The sequence below is a fragment of the Pseudomonas sp. ASL3 genome (genome assembly GCF_056680425.1).
In genome coordinates this window covers 1,030,146-1,044,486 of the sequence record NZ_CM155281.1, presented here as the reverse complement: position 1 = coordinate 1,044,486, position 14,341 = coordinate 1,030,146, and the positions used below count along the sequence as shown (strand labels likewise).

Below are 14,341 nucleotides of genomic sequence, written 5' to 3'. Positions count from 1 at the left end.
CTGAATACAAATTAATTAAAATTTGAGCCGCTTGAGCGACCGAATGCTTTCGTATACCAGGCCACCAGGGGCCGGCTGCCTGCTTCATGATTTTGTGAAACGTAGTGCGGACGCGGCCTGGCTGCCATTATGGGTGCCATTATCAGCGCAAAATAGGCGCCATTATTGGTGCCATTATTGGTGCAAAACTGAATTTTTGAGCCTTGTTTTTGAGCACATTTCAGGGAGAGATCCCCTCGAATGCTACCCAAAAATGCGGCAACGATTTTTTGCGAAAATACGGCACGACCTGATTTTGACGCACTCAACAGATCGATTATTCCAATAGTCCTCCCTGAAAATTCAGAATATTTCTGTTACGAAATTGACGTCAAACTCAAAGCGCAGTATTTATTTGGACCAAATCTAACATAAGAAAATAAATAAAGAATCCAGGCGCTGAAAAATTTTTCCAACGCGACGCTTTTCAAGTAGTTGTCGCGTCAAGCGTACTGCTATACCGTCTTTCCCCAGCCTGAATCCAGGGAATAAAAGCCCACAGGGTGTAAGTACCGAGTGTGTAATTCGTTTATCTAAGTGCCGAGTGTGTAGTTCGTTTATCTAACAGCCTGTCGATATACCAACCAGACGTCGACCTCACTGAGCAGTAGTGCGCATGCCCAAGCCCGCCGCCCCATTTGTTTTAACGCCAGCTGACCACGCCACACTACAAGGCTGGTCGCAGATCGGCTCGTTGGCACAACGTCTTGGGCAGCGGGCCAAAATTCTGTTGCTGCTGGCTGATGGATTAACGCCCAAAGACGTCAGCCATCAGCTCCAGATCTCGGCACCTGTGGTGTTCAAATGGCGAAAGCGCTATCTGGAGGCGGGTCTTGAGGGCTTGAACGACCTGCCTCGAAGTGGCCAGCCTCGCAAGCTCAGCACTCAAAAGATGAAGGAAATTCTTACGCTGACAACCCAGCACGTGCCTCGTGAGGCGACGCATTGGAGTGTGCGCCTGATGGCCAAGTATGCCGCCGTTACGGCTTGGCAGGTGCGACAGGCCTGGGCTGCTTCCGACCTTAAACCCCATCATTTGAAGACGTTCACGATCAGCAATGATCCGCATTTTGCCGATAAGGTCGTCGATGTAGTCGGGCTTTATCTGAACCCGCCGGATAACGCCATCGTGCTGTCGGTTGATGAGAAAACCCAGATCCAGGCACTGGACCGCACACAACCGATGTTGCCGCTACGCCCCGGTCAGATCGAGCGACGCACGCATGATTACAAACGCCACGGCACCGCCAGTCTGTATGCCGCTTTTGACATCCTGACAGGCCAGGTTATCGGGCGGATAACCCAACGCCACCGAGCCAAAGAGTTCCTGGCCTTCCTGCAACAGATCGACCACGCTACGCCCGCAGAGCTTGACCTGCATGTCATCCTGGACAACAGCTCGACGCACAAAACGCCGGCCATCAAGCAATGGTTGGAGAAGCACCCGCGTTTCAAGCTGCACTTCACGCCAACCAGTGCTTCGTGGCTGAACGCAGTGGAAGGCTGGTTTACGCAGCTGGAAAGTCGGGCACTGTGTCCTGGTGTCTTCACCAGCGTGCCCGAACTGAAAGCGGCTATTGGTCAGTTTATCGAGGCCCACAATGACCTTTCGGCCAAGCCCTTCAGGTGGAACAAGACGGCTGAATCGTCGGGGCGAATTTCAGGTAAAAATCTTTGTGCTTAGGGTGCGTTCTCAATAAATGGCAGATCGCGTTGGAACTGTGATTGTGTCAGGCAAGACGCGGGACGCAGGAGATGCTTATTGCCTCTTCAAGTCCCGCAACGCAGCCTGGCGCGATCACAGTTTCAACCCGCAGGGCCTAGCCCCGGAAACCTTATCTGATGACCGTGCCTCATTCTTTGCGGGGCGACGGCGCGACTGTCAGTTATTGAGAACGCACCCTAATACAAACCCGAAAAATCGAAGGTCTCGCTATGAACGCCTGGCTCTTCCGCCTTGGTTGAAGGCTCTGCTTTAGGCGGTTGAATCCGTTGGGCCAAGGCATCAATTTTCTGCATGGACAAAAGCTGGCAATACACCACCGGCAAGGCACCTGCCTGGCGCAACGCCAGAAACGCCCCATCGGACAAGGTGTTCAATACCGCTTCATCGATCTTATAAAGTCCCGCAACAGACTGTTCCTCGACTCCGTTATTCAGGACTATTTTCCATGGGCTTATCAAGCCATGCTCCGCTAACACGGCACAAATATTTTGGGTCAGCTGGCGGCTCGCATTGAACTGCTTCACCAGCTTGAAAATCTCACTGATGGCTTCTGTGACTTCACCATTTTCATTAAAAAACGGCTCACCCTCTGCACCGTCGGTGACACGGTCCTCATCAATACACAAAACCTGTTGGCCTTCCAGGCCTGTGACGGCGAGCAACTCGAAAGGACTGCTGCGGTAAGTGACGGGCATGTACTCTGCCAGCCATTTCCCCTCTGCCGAGACCAACAAATTCTCTCCTGGCTTCAGGCCCATAACGACAACCAATACAAAGCCTTGCTCTTGTTTGACAAAGGCTATCGGCATGGCTTGTACGGCCGCAGCCAATTCATTCACGAACAGGGGTGCGACGGTATCAGTCCTGGAAAAAGCTAACGATGTGTGGCGCAACCAGCGCTTGTTACGATGTAGTTCATGACTAATGGCGGCGTAAGTAGGCATCTGAAAACTCGTATGTGAGACGTTACCAAGCGACTAAGGGATATGACCGGCCTCGGCAAGCGTTCGAGTTTAACGCTAAACCCCGACCAGCTCCCCACTGCGCTCGGCAAAATTCTGCCGGCGCTACGTCGGTCGAGGCGTTTTAGATTGAAACCGAGTCGACCCGTTCGCAGGCAAGCCTGACTCCCACAGATTTTGTGCTCGACGCTTATTCTGTAGGAGACGCCGCCCCGTCTTCGACGCTGCGCTGTCGCGCAGCAAACTCGGGCTCGATTCTGCCCGGAGGGCGTAGGAGCTGACTTGTCTGCGAAAGGCCGGGGTCGCGTCCGACACGAAGGACCTTCCAGCGATATCGTGTCCAGCCCATTTACGACTGCTTCGCAGCCGATCGCAGACAAGTCAGCTCCTACAGTTTTTCGAAAGTTCAGTTTCTATATTTCAATCACTTACAGGTTGTTTGATAAGAGGCCTCGCCGCGTCTTCGACGCTGCGCTGTCGCGCAGCAAACTGGGGCTCGATTCTGCCCGAAGGGCGTAGGAGCTGACTTGTCTGCGAAAGGCCGGGGTCGCGTCCGACACGAAGGACCTTCCAGCGATATCGTGTCCAACCCATCTACGACTGCTTCGCAGCCGATCGCAGACAAGTCAGCTCCTACAGATTTTAGAAAATTAACTTATTATATTTCAACCAGTTACAGGCTGTTTGATAAGAGGCCTCGCCGCGTCTTCGACGCTGCGCTGTCGCGCAGCAAACTGGGGCTCGATTCTGCCCGAAGGGCATAGGAGCTGACTTGTCTGCGAAAGGCCGGGGTCGCGTCCGACACGAAGGACCTTCCAGCGATATCGTGTCCAGCCCATCTACGACTGCTTCGCAGCCGATCGCAGACAAGTCAGCTCCTACAGATTTTAGAAAATTAACTTATTATATTTCAATCAGTTACAGGTTGTTTGAGGGGCTTCACCGGATCAAGTGGGTGTTATGAGTTTTGGAGACGTTCCGGGTATAAATCCAAACCACCAAAATGAAAGTAAATGGCATTGCGAAAACGCTCCCGATTTCGAAACCCGCAAGAGCGTTGCTTGAGCCGTTGAATGCGTGCGTTCATGCTTTCTGCATGGCCGTTATGCAGGTTCAACACGATGGCGTTGACGATGCCCCACAGTCGTCGCTTGATCGTTTTGGCGACTTTCCACATCGGTGGCAGCCCACTGTTCAAGGCCCATTCCAGCCAGTGGTTCCACTGTTGTTCGACCTCATCCCGATCCTTACCTCGCCACAACTGCATGGCCAGATCCTTGATCGCCCAAGCTTTGGCTGTACGCAACGAACCCTCTCGCAACGACTCGAAGGTTGCCTGTTGCCGCTCGGTCATGTTTTCGGCCCGCTTAAGCCAGACGTATTTCGTGTTCTTGAGCACCGTGGAGCCTGCCTTTAGCAACTCGCGGTTCTCCATATGACGCACCCTGTCCAGCGCCTCACTCAACAGCTTGGCCACATGGAACTTGTCGAACGCTATTTTGTGCATGGCATCCGGAATATGACGCTGGGTCGCGCTGATAAAGGCGGGCCACATATCCATCGAAACGCCCGTAATAGCTTGCTTCTGGTCGCTATTGAGCTTCGTATAAAACGCTTCCAGGCTCTGGGTGAGATTGCCGTCTTCCACATGCAAGACCTGACCCGTTGCGGGGTCGGTCACCACGGTGACGTACTCGCGACGCTTTTGAAACGAAGTCTCGTCCACACATATCTGGGTCGGTGATAACGGTTTTCGACGCGCCAATCCGCGTCTGACGGCGCGAGCCATGATCCGGTCAATGCTGCCCCAGCTTGTCTGGAGTTGACGCGAGACCGCCTGAATACTGGCTTCCTGGATCCAGTTGATCACCAATGCTTCAAACATCAAGGTGAAACCTGAACCAGCGTCTGCCCACGGGACCTCGACAGTCACCACGCCATGCTCGGCGCAATGAACTCTGGGCACCTCAGCCTCTAGAATGGTCACGAACTGACACGTATCAAGATGCCGCCAACGACGTTTGCGTTTGTCATAACGCGAAGCGTGCAGGCCACATTGCGGACAGGTGAACGCAGCAGCATCAGATACTCCAACGCCGACAACGACTTGCCCCAACGCACGGTCAAGGTTAACTGCGACCACTTTCCACGGTGCCTGGAGCCCAAGAATTTGGGCATATAAATCAATATCTCTCATGGGGAGGAGAATAGATTACCCACTCAAAACGGTGAAGCCCCTTGTTTGATAAGAGTCAGGCTTGCCTGCGAATGGCTTGAGGCAATTATTCTCCCAGACACGCTTCAAACCCACGCCGCAAATCCTCGATCAACGCGCCCACGTCTTCCAGCCCGATGTGCAACCTCAACACCGGGTTAAGTATTCGATCGGCGCTGCTATGGGCGCTGACGTCGGCGACGGTGACCAGGCTTTCATAACCGCCCCATGATGCGCCGAGGCCGAACAACGTCAGGGCGCCGATAAAACGTTCCAGTTGACGAGGATCAGCGTCGGCGAATTCAAAGGACAGCAGTCCGTTGCTGCCGGTGAAGTCACGTTTCCACAGTGCGTTGCCGGGATGGTCGGGCAAGGCTGGATGGAACACCTGCTTGACCTGCGGCTGCGCCTGTAGCCAATGGGCGACTTCCAGCGCCTGACGTTCATGCACTTCCAGCCGTGGCGCCAGTGTGCGTGCGCCGCGCAGGACCAGATAGGCGTCGTCCGGGCTGACGGTGGTGCCGAAACTGTCGCTCATCCGTGACAACGGCTGCCAGACCTCTTCGCGGGTGCAAACGCTGCCCATGACCACATCGCTGTGACCACACAGGTATTTGGTCAGGGCCATGATCGAAATATCCGCGCCCAGGGTCAGCGGCCGATACAGATAGCCCGAGCCCCAGGTGTTGTCCACCGCCAGCAGAATGCCTCGCGGTTTGCACAGGGCGGCAATGGCCGGTAGATCGCTCAACTCGTAGAGCAACGAACCCGGCACTTCGCTGTAGACCATCCGCGTGTTGGCTTGCAACTGCGCTTCCAGCCCCTGACCATCGGCGGCGAAGTAGCTCACCTGAATGCCGAAGGGCTCGAGAAAGTCTTGCGCCAGACGCCGCACCGGCCAGTACACCGCATCGGTGATCAGCACATGATCGCCGGGGCGCAAGTAGGCGAGAAAGGTCTGCGCCACAGCAGCAAGGCCGGTGGCAAACAAACGCGTGCGATAACCGCCTTCCAGTTCGGTGACCAGATCTTCCAGGGCAAACGCGGTGGGATTGCCCCGGGCGCCGTAACTCAGCACCCGCTCATGATCGCGACGGGTGCGGGCGTCGCGCATTTGCTGGAGGTTATCGAACAGCACCGTGCTCAGACGCGTGACGGGAACGTTCACCGCTCGCCCGCCACCGCCTTTGACGGTACGTGCGGCGTGGACCAGACGGGTGCGCACCTGGGCGTTTTGCGCCTGACGCTGAGCCGCTTTGTCGGACAGCGGTTTGAGGCTGTTCACTTCGCTGTCGGTCATCTGCCCCAGCAAACCGGTTTCCCAGGCGAGATACTGACGCGCGGCGTCCTTGTTGCCGGAGTGGCGATCGTGGGTGAAGAACAGGAAGTCGATGCACTGTTCGTTCGCTGGGTTGGCCGGGTCTTCAACCAGCGGCAGACCCGCTTTTTGCCAGGCTGGAATCCCGCCGTTGAGCAGGCGCAGTTGATCGCGTTGAATGTCGCTGAGCTCCAGCGCCGCCAGTTGCGCGACAGACAGATCATCAGCCACCACCACCAAGGGACGCTGCTCATCCGCCAGAGTCGCAACCAACAATGGGCGAATCGACCAACGCGAGCCGTCGATATGCGCCTTGCGCCAGGCCATGCTCGGGCGCAGATCGATCAGCGCCACGGCCTTGTCTTTCAACGCGTCGGCCAAGGCCAACGCATCGATGGTTGCCAGTGCCGGACGCTCTACAGCCTCCACCAGCGGCAATGACAAACCACTGTTCACACCTTCGGCCAACACATACGCATCGTGACCCAACTGTTTCAGCCAGCTGGCAACAATCGGCGCCCTTACACCATCAGAATCAATCAACACCAAACGCGCCTGACGCACACCGACGTACAGATCAGTTGATTGAATCAACTGTCCGCCTGGCGTGTGTTGCGCACCGGACAGACTGCCGGCGGCAAATTCTTCGGCAGTGCGCACGTCACACAAAAACAGACTGCGCTGGCTGTCTTCAGCCCACGTCTCAACCTGCGCCGCACTCACCGTTTTTACCCCGGCACGCTCGGCCAACCGCTGTGCGGCAAGCCGTTGTTGGGCGAGCCCAGAGGGCGATGTCGTGTCTGTGTAGCGCCGGGTGCTGCCGTGTTCCAGCGGCAGATCAGCGAGAAACCAGCCTTGGGTGCCGTTCTCCAGCGCATACACCGGGTTTTTCACCCCGAGGTTGATCAGGGTTTGTGCGCCGATGATGCTGCGGGTGCGGCCGGCACAGTTGATCACGATGGGCGTCTGCTCATCCGGCAGCAGATCGCGCAGGCGATAACCCAGCTCGCCGTTGGGGCAGCAGATGGAACCGGGGATGGTCATCTTGCGGTATTCGTCGAACGGTCGGCCGTCGAGCAGCACCAGCGGTTCGCCACGGGCTTGCCAGTCGGCCAGTTCAAGGGCGCTGATATGCGGCGTGGCGCTGGCCTGTTCGACCAACTCGCCAAAGGCCTTGGACGGCACATGCACGCCAGCGAACAATCGCAGACCCGCCGCCTGCCAGCCGTCAGCGCCCCCCTCAAGGATGCTGATGTGGCTGTAGCCCAGCGTTTGCAAGCGCTGGGCGGCACGGACTGCCAGCTCGCCGCCATTCTGGTCGTAGATCACCAGGCGCACGGCAGGGTTGGGTGCCAGTCGGCGGACTTCCAATTCCAGTCGGCTGTAGGGCAGATTCACCCCATGGAACAGGTGCGCTTCGCCATATTGGCCGTGCTCACGCACATCGAACAGGGCAATTTCCTGCCCGTCGAATAGCCATTGCTGCAGTTGCCGTGGGGTGATGATTGAGGTCATGGGAGTTCCGTTTGAGTTTGTTGTAACCACATTCCCTGTAGAAGGGTCTGCCCCGTCTTCGACGCCGCGCTGTCGCGCAGCAAACTGGGCCCTGTAGGAGCTGCCGAAGGCTGCGATAAGGTCGGTACGACCTTCAGCGATCTCAAGGAAGCGACCGGTTCCCGGTCGATCGCAGCCTTCGGCAGCTCCTACAGGTAATCTCTACGGGTCAATCATGCGTAAGCCTGAATCGACGGCACCATTTGCGAGGCGTTGTAGTTGAGGATGCGACCATCGGCCTCGACCCCATAACGGCCGTTGAGCGACTCCAGCGGCAAGCCGTACAAGTGGAAGTGCAATGTCGGTTGCTCGCCATCGACACGAATGCCGTGCAGGTCGTCGCCAAGGAACGAGATCGAGGTGCCGGGCTGCACGATGACTTCCTTCTCCAATTGCAGGCGGGCGATCTGCGGGTCGCTGCCGTCATCACTGCGGCCATACACGTAGTTGATTTCCTGGCCTTCCACGGCGCTGATCACCGCCCAGGTTTCGTGGTTGTGGGCGATGGTGTTCTTGCCCGGCAACAGCGAGTTCAGGTACAGCGTCGGCGTGTCGCCGTCGTCGTTGAGGCGATAGCGGAACGCGGTGCTGCCCTGCCCCGGAACCGGCGCTGGAAAGGCGTCGAAATTGAACAGATCGCGACGCTCGGCCAGGCCCTCAAGCAAGGCCACGATTTCCACCAGTGCAGCGCGATCGACGCCACGTTGGTTGATCAGACGAATTTGCTTGAGGAAGTCCTCAATCACATCGGCACGGTTAGCGGTACTCATGGGGTTGCTCCTTCAGGGTCTATTACAGACAGGTTCAGACGGACAAACTGTAGCGGCTGATGTTGCTCAACAGATACGGATCGGGTGGCATGGAAGGACGGCGCCCGGCATCGCCCAGGGCATGGCGTAGAAATTCATGGGTGCGCTCGCTGGTCGGGTGCTGGAAGATCTGCTCGGCGCTGCCGTGCTCGACGATCAGGCCGTTTTCGGTGAAGTACACGACATCGCTGATTTCCTCGGCGAAACGCATTTCGTGGGTCACCAGCACGCAGGTCATGCCCTCTTCGGTCAGCTCACGAATCACCGTCAGTACTTCGCCGACGGTTTCCGGGTCCAACGCCGAGGTGACTTCATCGAACAGAATCAGCTCCGGGCGCATCGCCAGCGCCCGAGCGATGGCCACCCGTTGTTGCTGGCCCCCGGACAACTGGCCGGGATAGGCATCGGCCTTGTGCTCCATGCGCACTTTGGCCAGCAACGCCCGTGCTTCTTTTTCCGCGTCGGCACGATCACGGCCCAGCACTTTGCGCGGGGCGATCACCAGGTTTTCCAGCACCGACAGGTGCGGAAACAGGTTGTACTGCTGAAAGACAAAGCCCACCCGCTTGCGCAGTTCGATGCGCTCGGCTTCGCGCGCCAGTTTATGCACCTCAGTGCTGCCGACCCGAAGCGTCCCGCGCTGTGGCTGCAGCAGGCCGGTGATGCAGCGCAGAATGGTCGACTTGCCGGAACCGGAGGGGCCGATGATCGACACCGCCTGCCCACGCTGCACGTCCAGATCGATGCCCTTGAGCACCTGATTGCTGGCGAACGACAAATGCACGTCCCGCAGGCTGACCAGAGGCGTTTCAATAGAAGGCATAACGTCGCTCCAGGCGTTGGGTCAGTCGGGAAATCGGGTAGCACCAGGCGAAGAACAGCGCCAGCACGCTGAAGTAGATCAGCACGGTGAAGGCGGTGCGGTTGACCGTGTTGCTGGCGATTTGCGCGGTGTCGAGCAGGTCATGCACGCCCACCAGCGAGACCAGCGCGGTGCCCATGGTGATTACCGCGTACAGGTTCATCCACGGCGGCAACATGCGTTTGAAGCACTGCGGCAGGATGATCGAACGAAAAATCTGTCCACGGGTGAAGGCCAACGAGCGCGCCGCTTCCCACTGAGTGCCGGGGATCGAGGCGATGGCGCCACGAAAGATTTCCGCGACATTGGCGCTTGCCGGCAAGGCCAGGCCAATCGTCACTTTCAGCCAGTCAGGAAACGGCAGATACGCAGTGCCCAGATGAATTTCGAACGGGAACACGTAGGTGGTGAAGTAGATCAGCACCAGCCACGGCGCGTTGCGAAACACCTGGACCCAGATCCGTGCCGGCAAGCGCGTCAGCCGCAGGGGTGACAAGCCCAGCGCGCCGACCAGCAACCCCAGCAGCGAACCGATGGCAATCGCCAACAGACTGATCAGGATGTTCTGGGCAAAACCCACGGCCAGCGCAGGCGACCACTCCAGCAGCGCGGCGACGGATGATTCAATGGCCATAGCCGGGCATCCTCAGGCGCGCTTCAAGGGCGCGCCCCACACAGTTGACGACGAAGCTCAGTACGCCAAAAAACGCCAGAATCAGGATCATCAATTCCAGCACGTTATCGCCCTGGGTCCAGATCATGATCGCGGCGTAGGTGATATCGCCGACTGCAATGGCAGAGGCGACGGCGGTCATTTTCACCAGATCGATCAGGTTGTTGATCAGGGACGGCAAGGCGAAACGCAGGGCCAGCGGCAGTTGCACGTTCCACAACAACTGGCGGCTGCTGAAGGCCAGCGACGCGGCAGCCTCCAGCGTCACCGCCGGCACCGCTTCGATCCCGGCGCGCAGGGCCTCGGCATGGAACGCGCCCTTGTGCAGGGAAATCACGATCACCACCCAGGCAAACGGCGTCAGCGGATTGGCCGCGCCGACCGCCTGGGTCAATAGCATGTTGAGCACCAGAAATGCGCAATACAGCTGCACCAGCGTTGGCGTATTACGCGTGACTTCGACGAAGACCCGCGCAGGCTTGGCCAGATATGGCTTGCCGGAGGTCAGCATCGCCGCCAGGGCCACCCCGGCCAGCAGGCTGCCGACGAGGGTAAACAGGCACAGCAAGAGGCTGGTCAGCGCACCATCCACCAATGAACCGCGCTGATAGGCATCCAGCAGAAAGCCGTAGTTCAAACCGAACCCGGCCGTCCAGTGGACAAACAGCGCCAACCACTCACTCATTGCGGCGCCTCGACCCGCAGGCGCGCACAGGCATGGGCGATGCGCCGGCCCGCCTCGCTGACACTGGACGTGGCGGTGGCTATCGACAGGCGAAACCACGGCGACAAACCATAGGCGCTACCCGCAACACCGGCCACGCCCTCCTCCAGCAAATACGCGACCACGTCGGCGTCGCTGTCCAGGCGCTGGCCATCTTCGCGATAACGGCCGAGCAACCCGGCGCAGCGCACGAACACAAAGAAACCGCCCTCAGGTTGCAGCACCTCAAGACCCTCCACTGCGCTCAGTGCCGTGACTAGCAGATCACGCCGCTCATGGTAAGCAGCGACCTGCGGCGGCAGAAACGCCAGCCCACCGTCGAACGCGGCAAGCGCCGCCGCTTGCCCCACCGATGACGCACCCGAGGTGGATTGCGACTGCACCACTGTCATCGCAGTGGTCAAGACTTCCGGCCCGGCAGCGAAACCGATGCGCCAACCGGTCATGGCATAGGTCTTCGACACCCCGCCCACCAACAGGCAACGCGATCGCAGGTCCGGCGCGACGTTGAGCAGGCTGAGTGCCGGTCGATCATCGAAGCGGATGTGTTCGTACAGCTCATCCAGCAGGATCAGCACCTGGGGATGACGGCGCAACACCTCGGCCAACGCGGCCAGCTCAGCCTCGCTGTACACCGCGCCGCTGGGGTTGCCGGGGCCATTGAGAATCAGCCAGCGAGTGCGCTCGCCAATGGACTGTTCAAGCTGCGCCGGGGTCAGTTTGCAGCCCTGCTCCAGGCCGCATTCGATGAACACCGGTTCTCCACCGTTGAAGCGCACGCTGTCGGGAAAGGACGGCCAGAATGGTACCGGCACCAGCACCTCATCGCCGTCATCAAGGGTCGCGGCGAAGGCGTTGAAGATGATTTGTTTCGCGCCGTTGGCGATCACCACGGAGGCCAACGGGTAATCCAGACGGTTCTCGCGCTTGAGCTTGCGCTGCACCGCCTCACGCAAGGCTCGCACGCCAGGGGTCGGGGTGTATTTGGTCGCGCCGGCGGCGATGGCGGCGTACGCGGCTTGTTTGATGTGGTCCGGGGTGTCGAAATCCGGCTCGCCGGTGGTCAGGTCGAGAATGTCCCGACCGGCATCCCGCAAAGCGGTGGCCTGTGACTTGGCGGCCGCGTTGGCCGACAGCGACACGCGCTGTACACGTTTGGATAAGCGAATGGTCATTGCACAGTTCCCTTCAGTACTTTGCCCGGATTCAGCAGACCACGCGGATCGAGCGCGTGCTTGATGCGCTGCATCAGGTCCAGCTCCACCGCGCTTTTGTAGCGCGGCAGCAGGTCCAGCTTGCGTTGGCCGATGCCGTGTTCGGCGCTGATGGAGCCGCCGTGGGCATGGGCGCTGTCGTGCACCAATAGGCTCAAAGCCTCGTAGTTGGCCATGTGCTCGTCGACCGTCTTATCCAGCGGATGAGCAACGTTGTAATGCAGATTGCCGTCGCCCAGATGACCGAAGGTGTAATGCCGCACGCCGGGGAAATGCGCCTGCAACAGCCCATCGGTGCGCTCGACGAATTCCGCCACCCGCGAGATCGGCACCGAGATATCGTGCTTCATGTTGCGCCCGGCGCGCTTCTGCGCTTCGCTCATGTTCTCGCGCAACTGCCACAGCGCTTCGCTCTGGGCCAGGCTTTCGGCGATCAAGGCATCGGCCAGTAGCTCGGCTTCGAAGGCTGCACCGAGCACCTCTTCGAACGCCTGCCGGGCATGACTTTCGCTGTGGCCATCGGACAGCTCCAGCAGCGCGAACCACGGCTGGGTCGCCCGAATAAAGGGCTGCGGCCCCTCTGAAAACTGCTCGCGCAACAATGCCAGGCAATCAGCAGTGAGCAATTCGAAGGCGGTCAGGCTGGCACCGAATCCGGCGCGGGCATGGGACAGGAATGCCACCGCCTGTGCCAGCGAATCAAAGGCCAGCAACGCCGTGCATTGCGCCTTCGGCAAGGGAAACAGTTTCAAGGTCGCGGCAGTGATGATGCCCAGCGTACCTTCGCTGCCGATGAACAGATCGCGTAGGTCGTAACCGGTATTGTCCTTGCGTAAACCGCGCAAGCCATTCCAGATTTCGCCTTGAGCGGTGACCACTTCCAGCCCCAGCGTCAACTCCCGAGTATTGCCGTAACGCAACACGGCAGTGCCGCCAGCGTTGGTACCCAGGTTGCCGCCAATCGTGCAACTGCCCTCGGCTCCGAGGCTCAGGGGAAACAATCGTCCGGCGTTGCGCGCCACGTCCTGGACGGTTTGCAGAATGCAGCCGGCTTCGACGGTCAGGGTGTCGTTATCGGTATCGATTTCACGCACGGTGTTTAAGCGATCAAGCAAGAGCAAGACAGCGGTGCCGCTTGCGTCCGGGGTCGCGGCACCCATCAGCCCGGTGTTGCCGCCCTGCACCACCATCGGCGCGTCGTGCTGCGCACACAGGCGAACCACGGCGGCGACTTCTTCGGTGTTAGCGGGATGCACGGCGGCGATCACTGCGCCGACATAACGACCCTGTTTGTCAGTCAGGTACGCCGACGCGTCCTCGGAGGTCTGCACATGGCTGACGCCGAGCAATTGCTGCAACGCTGCAAACAGATGCGCACTCATCGGGTCGCTTCCAGCGGTGCGGCATCGCGGTATTTTTCATGCAACTGATGCAGCGCTGGCGACGGTGCCATGCCGGTACGCTCGCCGAGGTCGATCAGCCAGCCACTGCGATGCCAGTCGCGAATGATCGCGTCCAGTTTCGCCTGAGTGTCGTGCTCGCCCTTGCGTATCCAGATCACCGAGTCCGAAGGAATCAGGTCGTCGGCCAAGGGGATTTCGTAATCGCCCCATTCTGCATCGCCTAGCAGTGTGTGCATGGTCGGACTGACATGCACCGCCGCGACGCAGCCATTGCCCCGCAGCGACAACAACGATTCCGACTGGCTCTTGAAAGCCTTGATTTCCGCGCCGTAGGTTTCCTGCAACGGCTTGATGAAGTTGCTGCCCTGGGACACGCACACCGGCTTGCCTTTCAGGTCTTCCCAGCGAGTGATGCCGGCGCCTTTACGAATCAATGCCGCGCCACCGACTTCTTCATAAGGCGTGGGCACGTAATCGAGGATCTGGCTGCGCTCTTCGGTGAACTGCATGTTGGCGATCAGGATGTCGACCTTGCCCTGCTGCAAAAACTGCACGCGATTGGGCGCCAGCACCGACACGGTTTCCACCTCCACGCCCAAGCGTTGTGCGATGCCTTTCGCCAGCTCGACGTTGTAGCCCAGGTGCTCGCGGGTCTTGGGGTCGATGGTGCCGAACGGCGGACCGCTGAGGATCACGCCGACGCTGATTTTGTGTCGTTGCTGGATTTTGTCCAGCGTGGCGTCGGCCTGGGCCAGTCCGGCACACAGGCTCAACAGCAACGCCAGCAGGGTTTTGCCCGAAAAAATCGTGTTCATAAACGAGAGCCTTGAAGAAAGAGAAAA

Annotated in this window: 12 protein-coding genes; 1 reads left to right on the top strand and 11 read right to left on the bottom strand. The window is 58.9% G+C overall.

What is annotated here, in order from left to right; genetic code table 11:
• Positions 1-11: 11 nt before the first annotated feature.
• Positions 12-308, bottom strand: a complete 297-nt coding sequence (locus AC1MEE_RS04710) for a hypothetical protein (RefSeq protein ID WP_480414104.1) — start codon at positions 306-308, stop codon at positions 12-14.
• A gap of 347 nt (positions 309-655) precedes the next feature.
• On the opposite strand from AC1MEE_RS04710, the gene AC1MEE_RS04705 reads away from it, so the two are divergent.
• On the top strand, positions 656-1,723 hold the full coding sequence (locus AC1MEE_RS04705) for an IS630 family transposase (RefSeq protein ID WP_480414103.1): 1,068 nt from the start codon (positions 656-658) through the stop codon (positions 1,721-1,723).
• Between the two features lie 218 nt (positions 1,724-1,941).
• Here the strand turns inward: AC1MEE_RS04705 and AC1MEE_RS04700 are convergent, their stop codons facing one another.
• The 10 genes from AC1MEE_RS04700 to AC1MEE_RS04655 all read right to left on the bottom strand — a co-directional run bounded on the left by AC1MEE_RS04700 (position 1,942) and on the right by AC1MEE_RS04655 (position 14,314).
• Positions 1,942-2,709, bottom strand: coding sequence for a SapC family protein (locus AC1MEE_RS04700; protein ID WP_480414102.1), 768 nt, complete (start codon positions 2,707-2,709; stop codon positions 1,942-1,944).
• A gap of 976 nt (positions 2,710-3,685) precedes the next feature.
• Entirely contained in the window at positions 3,686-4,924 is a 1,239-nt protein-coding gene (locus AC1MEE_RS04695; protein ID WP_480410596.1) for an ISL3 family transposase, read from the bottom strand.
• A gap of 85 nt (positions 4,925-5,009) precedes the next feature.
• Positions 5,010-7,775: a cystathionine beta-lyase gene (gene metC / locus AC1MEE_RS04690; RefSeq protein WP_480414101.1), complete on the bottom strand. Its 2,766-nt coding sequence runs from the start codon at positions 7,773-7,775 to the stop codon at positions 5,010-5,012.
• A 212-nt stretch (positions 7,776-7,987) separates the two neighbouring features.
• Positions 7,988-8,584: a cysteine dioxygenase family protein gene (locus AC1MEE_RS04685; protein WP_480414100.1), complete on the bottom strand. Its 597-nt coding sequence runs from the start codon at positions 8,582-8,584 to the stop codon at positions 7,988-7,990.
• 34 nt (positions 8,585-8,618) lie between these two features.
• Positions 8,619-9,446 (bottom strand): amino acid ABC transporter ATP-binding protein, encoded by an 828-nt coding sequence (locus AC1MEE_RS04680; protein ID WP_480414099.1) that lies wholly within the window; start codon positions 9,444-9,446, stop codon positions 8,619-8,621.
• On the bottom strand, positions 9,433-10,119 hold the full coding sequence (locus tag AC1MEE_RS04675) for an amino acid ABC transporter permease (RefSeq protein ID WP_480414098.1): 687 nt from the start codon (positions 10,117-10,119) through the stop codon (positions 9,433-9,435). Before AC1MEE_RS04675 ends, AC1MEE_RS04680 begins: the two co-directional genes overlap by 14 nt.
• Positions 10,109-10,843, bottom strand: a complete 735-nt coding sequence (locus tag AC1MEE_RS04670) for an amino acid ABC transporter permease (RefSeq protein WP_480414097.1) — start codon at positions 10,841-10,843, stop codon at positions 10,109-10,111. Before AC1MEE_RS04670 ends, AC1MEE_RS04675 begins: the two co-directional genes overlap by 11 nt.
• Positions 10,840-12,057 carry an aminotransferase class I/II-fold pyridoxal phosphate-dependent enzyme gene (locus tag AC1MEE_RS04665; protein ID WP_480414096.1) on the bottom strand — a complete coding sequence of 406 codons (1,218 nt, stop codon included), beginning with the start codon at positions 12,055-12,057 and terminating at the stop codon, positions 10,840-10,842. Before AC1MEE_RS04665 ends, AC1MEE_RS04670 begins: the two co-directional genes overlap by 4 nt.
• Positions 12,054-13,478, bottom strand: a complete 1,425-nt coding sequence (locus AC1MEE_RS04660) for an FAD-binding oxidoreductase (protein ID WP_480414094.1) — start codon at positions 13,476-13,478, stop codon at positions 12,054-12,056. Before AC1MEE_RS04660 ends, AC1MEE_RS04665 begins: the two co-directional genes overlap by 4 nt.
• On the bottom strand, positions 13,475-14,314 hold the full coding sequence (locus AC1MEE_RS04655) for a transporter substrate-binding domain-containing protein (protein WP_480414092.1): 840 nt from the start codon (positions 14,312-14,314) through the stop codon (positions 13,475-13,477). The genes AC1MEE_RS04660 and AC1MEE_RS04655 overlap by 4 nt, the downstream gene beginning before the upstream one ends.
• Between the last annotated feature and the right edge of the window lie 27 nt (positions 14,315-14,341).

Coding starts and splice junctions, on each gene's coding strand:
- AC1MEE_RS04705 (WP_480414103.1), top strand. CDS start 656: ATGCCCAAGCCCGCCGCCCCATTTGTTTTAACGCCAGCTGACCACGCC.
- AC1MEE_RS04700 (WP_480414102.1), bottom strand. CDS start 2,709: ATGCCTACTTACGCCGCCATTAGTCATGAACTACATCGTAACAAGCGC.
- AC1MEE_RS04695 (WP_480410596.1), bottom strand. CDS start 4,924: ATGAGAGATATTGATTTATATGCCCAAATTCTTGGGCTCCAGGCACCG.
- metC (WP_480414101.1), bottom strand. CDS start 7,775: ATGACCTCAATCATCACCCCACGGCAACTGCAGCAATGGCTATTCGAC.
- AC1MEE_RS04685 (WP_480414100.1), bottom strand. CDS start 8,584: ATGAGTACCGCTAACCGTGCCGATGTGATTGAGGACTTCCTCAAGCAA.
- AC1MEE_RS04680 (WP_480414099.1), bottom strand. CDS start 9,446: ATGCCTTCTATTGAAACGCCTCTGGTCAGCCTGCGGGACGTGCATTTG.
- AC1MEE_RS04675 (WP_480414098.1), bottom strand. CDS start 10,119: ATGGCCATTGAATCATCCGTCGCCGCGCTGCTGGAGTGGTCGCCTGCG.
- AC1MEE_RS04670 (WP_480414097.1), bottom strand. CDS start 10,843: ATGAGTGAGTGGTTGGCGCTGTTTGTCCACTGGACGGCCGGGTTCGGT.
- AC1MEE_RS04665 (WP_480414096.1), bottom strand. CDS start 12,057: ATGACCATTCGCTTATCCAAACGTGTACAGCGCGTGTCGCTGTCGGCC.
- AC1MEE_RS04660 (WP_480414094.1), bottom strand. CDS start 13,478: ATGAGTGCGCATCTGTTTGCAGCGTTGCAGCAATTGCTCGGCGTCAGC.
- AC1MEE_RS04655 (WP_480414092.1), bottom strand. CDS start 14,314: ATGAACACGATTTTTTCGGGCAAAACCCTGCTGGCGTTGCTGTTGAGC.